At 60.7% G+C, this 9739-nt stretch carries 9 protein-coding genes; 5 read left to right on the forward strand and 4 right to left on the reverse strand.

Annotation, left to right across the window (positions count from 1 at the left end):
* Nucleotides 1–460 precede the first annotated feature (460 nt).
* Nucleotides 461–1762 (forward strand): IS4 family transposase, encoded by a 1302-nt coding sequence (locus AB9N64_RS05085; RefSeq protein ID WP_317147087.1) that lies wholly within the window; start codon nt 461–463, stop codon nt 1760–1762.
* A 318-nt stretch (nt 1763–2080) separates the two neighbouring features.
* Here the strand turns inward: AB9N64_RS05085 and AB9N64_RS05090 are convergent, their stop codons facing one another.
* Complete coding sequence (locus tag AB9N64_RS05090) at nt 2081–3706, reverse strand: methyl-accepting chemotaxis protein (RefSeq protein WP_014718728.1); 1626 nt, start codon at nt 3704–3706, stop codon at nt 2081–2083.
* 233 nt (nt 3707–3939) lie between these two features.
* Between AB9N64_RS05090 and AB9N64_RS05095 the strand changes: the two genes are divergently transcribed.
* Nucleotides 3940–5370, forward strand: a complete 1431-nt coding sequence (locus AB9N64_RS05095) for a nucleobase:cation symporter-2 family protein (protein WP_032901653.1) — start codon at nt 3940–3942, stop codon at nt 5368–5370.
* 12 nt (nt 5371–5382) lie between these two features.
* Nucleotides 5383–5844, forward strand: coding sequence for an LEA type 2 family protein (locus AB9N64_RS05100; protein ID WP_014718730.1), 462 nt, complete (start codon nt 5383–5385; stop codon nt 5842–5844).
* A gap of 56 nt (nt 5845–5900) precedes the next feature.
* On the opposite strand, the gene AB9N64_RS05105 is transcribed toward AB9N64_RS05100, so the two are convergent.
* Nucleotides 5901–6827 (reverse strand): carbon-nitrogen hydrolase family protein, encoded by a 927-nt coding sequence (locus AB9N64_RS05105; RefSeq protein WP_133632797.1) that lies wholly within the window; start codon nt 6825–6827, stop codon nt 5901–5903.
* Nucleotides 6828–6918: 91 nt separating this feature from the next.
* On the opposite strand from AB9N64_RS05105, the gene AB9N64_RS05110 reads away from it, so the two are divergent.
* A complete protein-coding gene (locus tag AB9N64_RS05110) occupies nt 6919–7839 on the forward strand; it encodes a LysR family transcriptional regulator (RefSeq protein WP_371360017.1) in 921 nt (306 codons plus the stop codon).
* On the opposite strand, the gene AB9N64_RS05115 is transcribed toward AB9N64_RS05110, so the two are convergent.
* Nucleotides 7811–8065, reverse strand: coding sequence for a hypothetical protein (locus AB9N64_RS05115; protein ID WP_003190904.1), 255 nt, complete (start codon nt 8063–8065; stop codon nt 7811–7813). The genes AB9N64_RS05110 and AB9N64_RS05115 overlap by 29 nt on opposite strands.
* A gap of 164 nt (nt 8066–8229) precedes the next feature.
* On the opposite strand from AB9N64_RS05115, the gene AB9N64_RS05120 reads away from it, so the two are divergent.
* Nucleotides 8230–8550 carry a YqjD family protein gene (locus AB9N64_RS05120; RefSeq protein ID WP_019817806.1) on the forward strand — a complete coding sequence of 107 codons (321 nt, stop codon included), beginning with the start codon at nt 8230–8232 and terminating at the stop codon, nt 8548–8550.
* A gap of 33 nt (nt 8551–8583) precedes the next feature.
* On the opposite strand, the gene AB9N64_RS05125 is transcribed toward AB9N64_RS05120, so the two are convergent.
* Nucleotides 8584–9621, reverse strand: a complete 1038-nt coding sequence (locus tag AB9N64_RS05125; RefSeq protein ID WP_020301093.1) for an Ldh family oxidoreductase — start codon at nt 9619–9621, stop codon at nt 8584–8586.
* Between the last annotated feature and the right edge of the window lie 118 nt (nt 9622–9739).

Here is a 9739-nt window from a genome sequence, read left to right on the forward strand (position 1 = left end):
CAACACAAGAGCAAAGGTGGAAGCTGGCTTGCCTGCGATAGCCATAGGTATCTACACAACTCTGAAGCGATCGACGGTAACCACGATGCTAAGCGAGCCGCTCTTGATCTTGATCTGGCTTTTGATCTGAAGCGCCCCGTCAAACCACGCTGGCCGAACGCAGGCTTGAAGTCGTGGGCAACCCGGCAGGACGCCGGGTTAGCCGCCCCGCGCCATGGATGGCGCGTGGCGGCGGCCCACGACTTCAAGCCTGCGTTCGGGCACACCGAGCCTAGGCGAGGTGCCGAGTGGTGGGGCGAAGGCCTTTTGGTTACTTTTGGGCCTTTCCAAAAGTGACCCGCTGTAAGAGCCAGCCCTTTCAAGGTCTTCTGTAAAATCCCCTGAAATTCATTCAGGGGGTACCTAAACGATGTGGGCGGAAGTTCTAGCGCGTTTCGAAAAAAAAGCACCTGCCAGTGTCATGGCCAAACTGGCGCTGCAGCAGGCTATTGCCCCCGAGTGGATTGATCAGGTTTTCGAAGAACACCGGCAACGGCAGTATTCTCGTGAGCTATTGTTCTCGACCATCATCAAGCTAATGTCCCTTGTTTCATTGGGCTTGAAGCCATCTCTGCACGCCGCCGCGCGACAACTGGAGGACCTTCCGGTCAGCCTGGCGGCTCTCTACGACAAGATCAGTCGTACCGAGCCTGCTCTGTTGCGCGCCCTGATTACGGGCTGTGCACAGCTCCTGGCTCCAACCATCCGGGAGCTGGGCTGCACGGCGATGCTGCCGGGTTGGCAGGTTCGGGTAGTGGACGGTAATCACCTGGCATCCACTGAAAAACGTCTGGGAGCTTTACGCAACGAGCGCGGCGCCGCTCGTCCCGGTTTTTCGGTTGTTGCATACGATCCCGATCTGGATCAGGTCGTCGACCTTCAGGCGTGTGAGGATGCCTACGCAAGCGAGCGCGTTTGTGTGCTGCCTTTATTGGCCAATGCCGAGCCAGGCCAAGTGTGGCTGGCTGACCGGCTTTATTGCACGCTCCCGGTTATGGAGGCTTGTGAGCAAGTCCAAACTTGCTTTGTCATTCGTCAGCAAGCCAAGCATCCACGCTTGATTCAAGAGGGTGAGTGGCAAGAGCCAGTACCTGTGGAAACTGGCACTGTGCGTGAGCAGATCATCCAGGTCAAAGGCGGTTACCAATGTCGGCGTGTCGAACTGACGCTTCATTCGCCAACGGACTCCGGCGACAGCAGCTTGATGTTCTGGAGCAACCTGCCTGAGAGCGTCAGTGCGCAACAGATCGCCGAACTGTATCGCCGCCGCTGGAGCATTGAAGGTATGTTCCAGCGACTGGAAGCGATCCTGGAAAGTGAGATCGAAACCCTTGGCAGCCCAAAGGCTGCCTTACTGGGGTTTGCAACGGCGGTATTGGCTTACAACGTCCTGGCTGTTCTCAAACGCAGTGTTGAACAAGCTCATCGGGATACCCAGCCTGAAGGATGGGAAGCCTCGATTTACCATTTAGCGGTTCAGGTCAGGAGTGGATATGAGGGAATGCAGATTGCGCTGCCCTCGGAACATTTTCCTGTCATTCCGTTGGAAAAACTGGCTCAGCACTTATTGGCGCTTGCCAGAAATATCCAACCTAAACAAGTTGCGAAAAGCCCCCGTGGCCCCAAGGTACCCAAGCCCAAAACATGGGTTAAAGGCACCGCGGTGAATGCGCATGTTTCAACGGACCGGATAATCAAGGCTGCCAAGACGAAAAGACCTTGAAAGGGCTGGCTGTAAGAGCGGAACCATAGGTGGCCGTTACCGCAGGAACGGATATGTACGCGGTCAGATCCAACATCCTGGTCGGCTGTAAGGCCGCCATCGCAGGCAAGCCAGCTCCCACATTTGGATTGCGGCGCGTCAGTTAGATCAGCGTCGGCTGTCAGTCCGTCACGGGAGCAAGCGCCCTCGCCACAGGTCAGCACCGGCCCAAGTTGTGTAGATCCCTATGCTGCGTTAGCGGTAAGCCAACCCATGATGTGCTGACTGTAAGATTGCTATCGCAGGCAAGCCAGCTCCCACAGGGTTTTGTGGCGGCTGTTAGACGACGAACCTGGCCACCATCCCATTCAAATCCACCGCCAACCTCGACAGCTCATGGCTGGCCGCGCTGGTCTGGTTGGCGCCCGCCGCCGACTGGGTGGCCAAGTCACGGATGTTGACCAGGTTGCGGTCCACCTCGCGGGAGACCTGGGCCTGTTCTTCCGACGCGCTGGCAATCACCAGGTTGCGTTCGTTGATCAGGCTGATAGACGCCGTGATCTGCTCCAGTGAGGCGCCGGCTGCGCGTGCCATTTCCAGGGTGGTCTGGCTGCGCTGGTTGCTCTGTTGCATGGACTGCACCGCCTCACCGGTACCGTTCTGGATGCCGGCGACCATTTTCTCGATTTCCTGGGTCGACTGCGCGGTGCGATGGGCCAGGGCGCGCACTTCATCGGCGACCACCGCAAAGCCACGTCCGGCCTCGCCGGCACGGGCGGCTTCAATCGCCGCGTTGAGCGCCAGCAGGTTGGTTTGCTCGGCAATCGCACGGATCACATCCAGCACCTTGCCGATATCCCGGCCCTGAGCGGCCAGGCCTTCAATCATCGCGGAGGTATTCTGTACGTCCTGGGTCATGGTCTGGATCGCGCCGACGGTTTCCATTACCCGATCACGGCCTTCCCGCGCGGCCTGGTTGGACTGCCCGGACGCCTCGGAGGTGGAAACCGCGTTACGCGCCACCTCCTCCACTGCCGCCGTCATCTCATTGACGGCCGTGGCGGCCTGGTCAATTTCATTGTTCTGCTGTTGCAGGCCACGGGAGGCTTCCTCGGTGACCGCGCTCAACTCTTCCGCCGCCGAAGCGAGCTGCGTGGCCGAACCGGCGATGTGCTGGATGGTCTGGCGCAGGCTGGCTTGCATGGTCGACAGCGCACTGAGCAACCGTGCCGGTTCGTCCTTGCCATCGTCCTCGATGGTTTTGCTCAGGTTGCCGGCGGCAATGGTTTCAGCCACTTCCACAGCCTTGCGCAACGGGGTCACGATACTGCGGGTCAGCAACCAGGCCAGCAGCACGGTGAGCAATGCCGCCACCACGGAGACTGCCACCACACCGGTGATCGCGCCTTCGTAGCTTTGCCCGGCATCCTCGTCGGCCTGCTTGGCGTCGGCCGCATTGATGGCAATCAGCTTGTTCAGTTGCTCGCCCATCTGGTCAGTGCCGTCCTTGATACGGCTGTTGATCAGGGCGCGCATCTCATCGACCTTGCCCTGTTTGGACAATGCCACCATCTCGGCCTGGGCCTTGAGGTAATTGTCCAGGGTCACGCCAAAGGTCTTGTACAGCGCTGCCTCCTCCGGGCCGGCAGGCAGCGTGGCGTATTTGGCCTGGGCGGTCTTGACCTTGTCAGCCAACACACCGATGCGGGTCTCGGCTTCCTGCAAGGCGGCAGGCTCGCGGTTGACCAGCACACGAAACGACAGAATGCGCATGCGCAGCACGTTTTCGGTGATGGTGCCCAGGTGGGTCATGCTGGGCAGTTGGTTGGCGCTCATGTCCTGGGAGGATTGGCGCATTTGCGTCATGCGGTTGACCGCAAACACGCCCAGCAGCACCACCAGAACCGCAATGAAGGCAAAACCGATAAACGCGCGAGGGGCAATATTCAGGTGACGGAGGGACATAGGGCTGCTCTCAGAAGTAGTGTTTGCGAGCGTCCTTGCCGCGAAACGATCCGTCAGCGTCAACGCGCTGCCCAGACCTTGGTCACCACTGTTGTCGTTGTAGTGTGGGCCTATGCTTGATATCGGCTGGGCCACGGCTTTAGCGCAGGGTTTTTATAAATATTTTTTTACACTTCAGGCGCCTGGCACTTTCTGGCATCCTGCGCCTCCATTTTCTGACCCGAGCCATCATTTTGTCTGACGCTCAAGCCCCCCGCCCGCGCTATAAATCCGACCTCATGTACGGCCTCGAAGATCGCCCGCACTTCACCGCCGCGATTTTTGCCGCGTTGCAGCATGTGTTGGCGAGTTTTGTCGGAATCATCACGCCCACCCTGATCGTCGGCGGCGTACTCGGGCTGGAAAGCGAAGTGCCGTACCTGGTGAGCATGGCGCTGTTTGTCTCGGGGCTCGGCACCTTTGTGCAGGCGCGCACCTTCGGGCCGGTGGGTTCGGGGCTGTTGTGCCTGCAAGGCACCAGTTTTTCTTTTATCAGTGTGATTTTGAGCGCCGGGTTTATGGTCAAGGCCCGGGGCGGCGGCACCGATGAGATCCTCTCGACGATCTTTGGCATCTGCTTTTTCGCGGCGTTTATCGAAGTGGTGCTCAGCCAATTCATCGGCAAACTGCGCAAACTGATCACCCCGGTGGTCACCGGCACCATCATTACCTTGATGGGCTTGTCACTGATCAAGGTGGCAGTCACCGACATGGCTGGCGGCTATGGCGCCAGCGATCTGGGCGCGGCGGGCAACATGGGCCTGGCGGCGTTGGTGCTGCTGACCATCGTGGTACTCAACCGCTTCAACAACCCGTTCCTGCGCCTGGGTTCGATCGTGATCGGTTTGACCCTGGGCTTTGTAGTAGCGTGGCTGCTGGGCCGCGTCGACATGGCCGCCCTGCCCCAAGTACCGCTGATCAGCGTGCCCGTGCCGTTCAAATATGGTTTCTCGTTCGACTGGGTGGCGTTTATCCCGGTGGCGGTGATCTTCCTGATTTCGCCCCTGGAAGCCGCCGGTGACCTGACCGCCAACTCGATGATTTCCCAGCAACCGGTCAAGGGCCCGCTGTACATCAAGCGCATCAAGTCCGGCCTGCTGGCCGACGGCCTCAACTCGGCGATGGCCGCCACGTTCAACAGCCTGCCGATGGTGACCTTTGCCCAGAACAACGGCGTGATCCAATTGACCGGCGTGGCCAGCCGCTACGTGGCGTACTTCATTGCTGGCCTGCTGGTGCTGCTGGGGCTGTTTCCGATGATCGGCGCGGTACTGCAACTGATGCCCAAGCCCGTATTGGGTGGCGCGACTCTGATCATGTTCGGCACCGTGGCCGTGGCCGGCATCAAGATCCTCGCTGAAGCGGGCCTGCATCGACGTAATGTGCTGATCGTGGCGATTTCCCTAGGCATGGGCCTGGGCGTCGCCGCCGTGCCGGAAGTGCTGCGCGAGCTGCCCAAGGCGCTGCACAACATCTTCGAATCGCCGATCACCGTGGGCGCATTCTGTGCAATCCTGCTGAACATTTTCCTGCCCGAAGAGTTCATAGAGCTGGAAGAAGATGAATTCGAGCCGGAGTCCTCTACCCTCAAGGTCATGCAGGACCCGGACGTTACCCAAAAGTAGGAGCATTTCTTTATGCGCAAGCTCATGGTTGTATCGCTGTTGCTGCTGACCTTGAGCGCCTGCGCACTGTTCCCCAACCGCGACCCGGTGAACATCAATGTGGTGGGCATCGAGCCGCTGCAAAGCCAGGACCTGGAAGTGCGCTTTGCGGTGAAGCTGCGGGTGCAAAACCCCAATGAAGCGGCAATCGACTACAACGGCGTGGCGCTGGATCTGGAGGTCAATGGCCGGCCACTCGCTTCTGGCGTCAGCGATCAGGCTGGGAGCATCCCACGCTTTTCTGAAACCGTACTGATGGTGCCGGTCAGCGTTTCGGCGTTTTCGGTGTTGCGCCAGACCCTGGGCCTTAGCCAGACCCAAAGCCTGAACAACCTGCCCTACGTGCTGCGCGGCAAATTGGCGGGTGGCCTGTTTGGCACCATGCGTTTTGTGGAGCGTGGCACCCTGGACTTACCGAACACTGCCACCTGGTAAGTGGCTGAAAACCACATGTGGGAGCTGACTTGCCTGCTCCCACAGGTTGATTGCGTTCAGTCAGTGATATAGCGAACGCCTGGCTTGGCGCGCTCGTCGACCACCAATTCAAAAATATCCGGCCTGGCGTAATGCCCCACTACGTCGTAGTCGTAGCGGGCCCGCACCAACTGATCAGTATCGATCTGCGCCGTCAACAAACCCGCTTCGCCCACCAACGGCCCCGCCAGAATATCGCCCATGGGTCCAACGATCACGCTGCCGCCGGCAATCAACGGACGGTCCACCGGCCAGTTGGCAACCTCCACACCCAAGGCTTCAGGCGATGCCTGCACCTGGCAGGCGCTGACCACAAAGCAACGCCCTTCATGGGCAATATGGCGCATGCTCACCTGCCACATGTCGCGCTCGTCCACGGTGGGTGCACACCACACCTGGACGCCCTTGGCGTACATCGCGGTGCGCAGCAACGGCATCATGTTTTCCCAGCACACCGCGCCGCCGATACGCCCAACCGCGGTGTCAATCACCGGCAGGGTCGAGCCGTCGCCCTTGCCCCAGATCAGCCGCTCGGTGCCGGTCGGCATCAGCTTGCGGTGCTTGGCCACCAGGCCGTGCGAGGGTTCGAAATACAACACCGTGCAGTACAGCGTGCTGCCACTGCGTTCGATCACGCCCAGCACCAGGCTGGCACCGGTACGCGCCGACATCCCGGCCAGCGCCTCGGTCTCTGGCCCCGGCACGTCGATGGCGTTGGCAAAATACCGCGCAAAGGCTTCCCGGCCCTCGGGCAGGCGATAACCCAATTGCGTGCCAAAGCTTTCGCCCTTGGGATAGCCGCCCAGCAACGCCTCGGGCATGACCACCAAGTGCGCGCCACTGCGCTGGATTTGATCCTCATAGGCCAGGATCTGCGCCAGGGTGTCAGCCTTGCCGCCAGGCAAGGCGCCGATTTGCAGGGCTGCGACAGTCGATACGGGCATCAGGCTTACTCCGATAGATAGGGGTTGCCCATTCTCTGGCCAGACTCGATCATGAATAAAGCCCACCTCAGTGCTAAATGATATGAGCCAAATGAATATCGCCCAGGTTGACCTCAACCTGCTCAAAACCTTCGAAGCCCTGCACGACGAGTCCAGTGCCAGCCGTGCGGCGCTGCGACTGGGTGTGACGCAGTCGGCGATCAGCGCGGGCCTACGGCGCTTGCGTGAGCTGTACGGCGACCCTTTGTTCGTGCGCACCGGACGCGGCCTGGCGCCCACATTGCGAGCCAATCAGTTGAAACCGGTGATCAGTGAGGCATTGGATCGCTGCCGCCAGAGCCTGGCGATGATCAGCCCGCAAAACTCGCACTACGAGGGCCGCTCGGTGGTGCTGGGGCTGTCGGATGACTTCGAGATTGCTTATGGCCGAAGCCTGATGGAGGCCATCACACTGCGCCTGCCCAAACTACGGGTGATCTTTCGCCAGACCTACAGCCAGATCGTCGCCGCCGCCCTGCTCGACCGCACGCTGGACCTGGCCATTACCGCCGGCGGTTTTACCGAGCGCAGGCTGAGCCGACAGGTGCTGGGGGAAGGTGACTATCGTTGCCTGGTAGACCCCCATAGCCTGGCGCCGGGCCAGGAGGCTATCGACCTGCAGGGGTTTGTCACACGGGAACATGTATTGGTGTCGTCAGGCGGGTTTATCGGCATTACCGATGAAGGTTTGGCCGCCCACGGGCTGCGCCGCCACGTGTGCGCGTCCACCAGCCACTTTGCCGCGCTGCCGTATCTGCTCCAAGGCAGCACCGCCGTGGCAACCATTCCCGGGCATGCAGCCCACGCCATTGCGCAAATGACCGGCCTGCGCGTGCTGCCCTGCCCGCTGGCGCTACCGCATTACCCGGTGGAGTTGGGCTGGCGCACCCAGGCTCAGTTGGACCCGCTGTTGCTCAAGGTACGCGAAGCGATTGTGGCGTGCTTTACTTCGCCGCCGCCATCAGCTTGTTGACTTCACTGCGCACCATGTTGGAAAACTCCGGCGGCGACATGCCGTCGAGTTCGGCACGCACCCATTCGGCCCACTTGCCCTTGCGCTTGGCGCGCTCACCGAACAAGCGCGCGGCTTCGCCCTTGGCCTTGCCCAGGTTGGTTTGCCACAGGTCGTAGAGGCGCGACTTTTCATCTTCCAGCTCGGCGCGTTCGGCGAGGGTCTTGTTGGCGAGATTGAAGCTCATGTTGAATTACCTGCTGCACAAATAGGTGACATCTTACACTGTAGGCCCAAAGTTCCCGATCCGGATTTTGCCTCGGATGAGCGCATGGGGAAAAAAACTGCAACTTTTGCCTCCCCCCGATACTCCATTGTTCACTGCCACATCCACCTGCAAGGAGTCACTCAATGGCCCGCAAAACCGCCGCCCAAGCTGTCGAAGATCAAATCAAGGACCAAGCGTTCAGCGAACTGAGCGCGTTGATCGAAGAGTCGGACAAACTGCTCAAAAGCAGCGCATCCCTGGTGGGCGAGGAAGGTGAAACCCTGCGCGAGCAGGTTGCCATCAAACTCAAGCAAGCCCTGGAATCGGTGTCCAATGTGCGTGAACGCAGCAAGCCGGTCGTGGATGCCACCGAGACTTACATCGGCGGGCACCCATGGCAGACCGTGGCCATTTCCGCAGGCTTTGGCCTGGTGGTCGGCCTGTTGCTGGGTCGCCGTAACTGATCCATTCAGGCTGCGCCCCCCGCGCAGCCTATTTCACCCCGCCGCCAACGCCCTCAACTCGCGCAACGCCTGCGCGTCCAGTTCGATCCCGGTTTCCTGCGACTTCGCCCGCGTACGATGGCGTCGGTCCCCCGGCAATCGACGCAACCCCGCCGCATGCATCTGCCGCACCAGCTCCTGGCTGCGTTGGGCGAAGCTTTGCCCAGCAGTTTTACTCGGGTCGATCACGATCAGAAGCTGGCCTGTCCACGGCGTGCGCGCGCCTGGGTGGTCCGTCCAATCGAATTCAAAAGAGAAGTTGCCGCCCGTCAACGCTGCCGCCAGCAACTCCACCATCATCGACAGTGCCGAACCCTTGTGCCCGCCAAATGGCAACAGTGCGCCGCCTTCCAGAATGGCTTTAGGGTCCTGGGTCGGCTGCCCGAGGCTATCGACGCCCATGCCCGGTGGCAACCGCTCGCCTTTGCGCGCGGCGATTTGCACGTCGCCATGGGCGATGGCGCTGGTGGCCAGGTCAAACACAATCGGCGCACCGTCGGCCCGGGGCGCCGCAAACGCGATGGGGTTGGTGCCGAACAACGGACGATCCGCGCCGTGGGGCACCACGCAGGTCATGCTGTTGACCACGCTGAGTGCCACCAGCCCCTCCTCGGCAAACGGCTCGACGTCCGGCCACAGGGCAGCAAAGTGATGGGAGTTATGGATTGCCAGCAACGCGATGCCGGCGCTGCGTGCCTTCTCCACCAGCAACGGGCGCGCCGCCGCCAGGGCCGGCTGGGCAAAACCATTGCCCGCATCGACGCGCACAAAGCCTGAGGCCACATCGGTCACGCTGGGGACGGCGGTGCCGTTGACCCATCCACTGGCCAGCGTCGAAAGGTAACCGGGGATGCGAAAAATACCGTGACTGTGGGCACCGTCACGCTCGGCACTTGCGCAGTTGTGCGCAAGAATCGCAGCAACCTGCGCCGATGTGCCGTGCCGAACGAACACCTGATGAAGTAACTCCTCCAGTTCAGCGAAGCGGATCGAGGCACAAGCGGTGGCAACTGTCGGGGACTGCGCAGACATTTGAAGCTCCGTTTTTATGATTGGAAGGGGCAACGAATGGGACATCCAGACCCTCGATTAAACACCACGCACGCTCTGCGTTGTCAACGTGCGCAGCGCTGAATATTTACCGCCTTGC

Origin of the sequence: Pseudomonas sp. KT_2_4 (assembly GCF_041410225.1) — a bacterium.
GTDB classification, from domain to species: Bacteria; Pseudomonadota; Gammaproteobacteria; order Pseudomonadales; family Pseudomonadaceae; genus Aquipseudomonas; species Aquipseudomonas paracarnis.

Coding starts and splice junctions, on each gene's coding strand:
- AB9N64_RS05125 (WP_020301093.1), bottom strand. CDS start 9,621: ATGTCTGCGCAGTCCCCGACAGTTGCCACCGCTTGTGCCTCGATCCGC.
- AB9N64_RS05090 (WP_014718728.1), bottom strand. CDS start 3,706: ATGTCCCTCCGTCACCTGAATATTGCCCCTCGCGCGTTTATCGGTTTT.
- AB9N64_RS05110 (WP_371360017.1), top strand. CDS start 6,919: ATGAATATCGCCCAGGTTGACCTCAACCTGCTCAAAACCTTCGAAGCC.
- AB9N64_RS05085 (WP_317147087.1), top strand. CDS start 461: ATGGCCAAACTGGCGCTGCAGCAGGCTATTGCCCCCGAGTGGATTGAT.
- AB9N64_RS05100 (WP_014718730.1), top strand. CDS start 5,383: ATGCGCAAGCTCATGGTTGTATCGCTGTTGCTGCTGACCTTGAGCGCC.
- AB9N64_RS05115 (WP_003190904.1), bottom strand. CDS start 8,065: ATGAGCTTCAATCTCGCCAACAAGACCCTCGCCGAACGCGCCGAGCTG.
- AB9N64_RS05120 (WP_019817806.1), top strand. CDS start 8,230: ATGGCCCGCAAAACCGCCGCCCAAGCTGTCGAAGATCAAATCAAGGAC.
- AB9N64_RS05105 (WP_133632797.1), bottom strand. CDS start 6,827: ATGCCCGTATCGACTGTCGCAGCCCTGCAAATCGGCGCCTTGCCTGGC.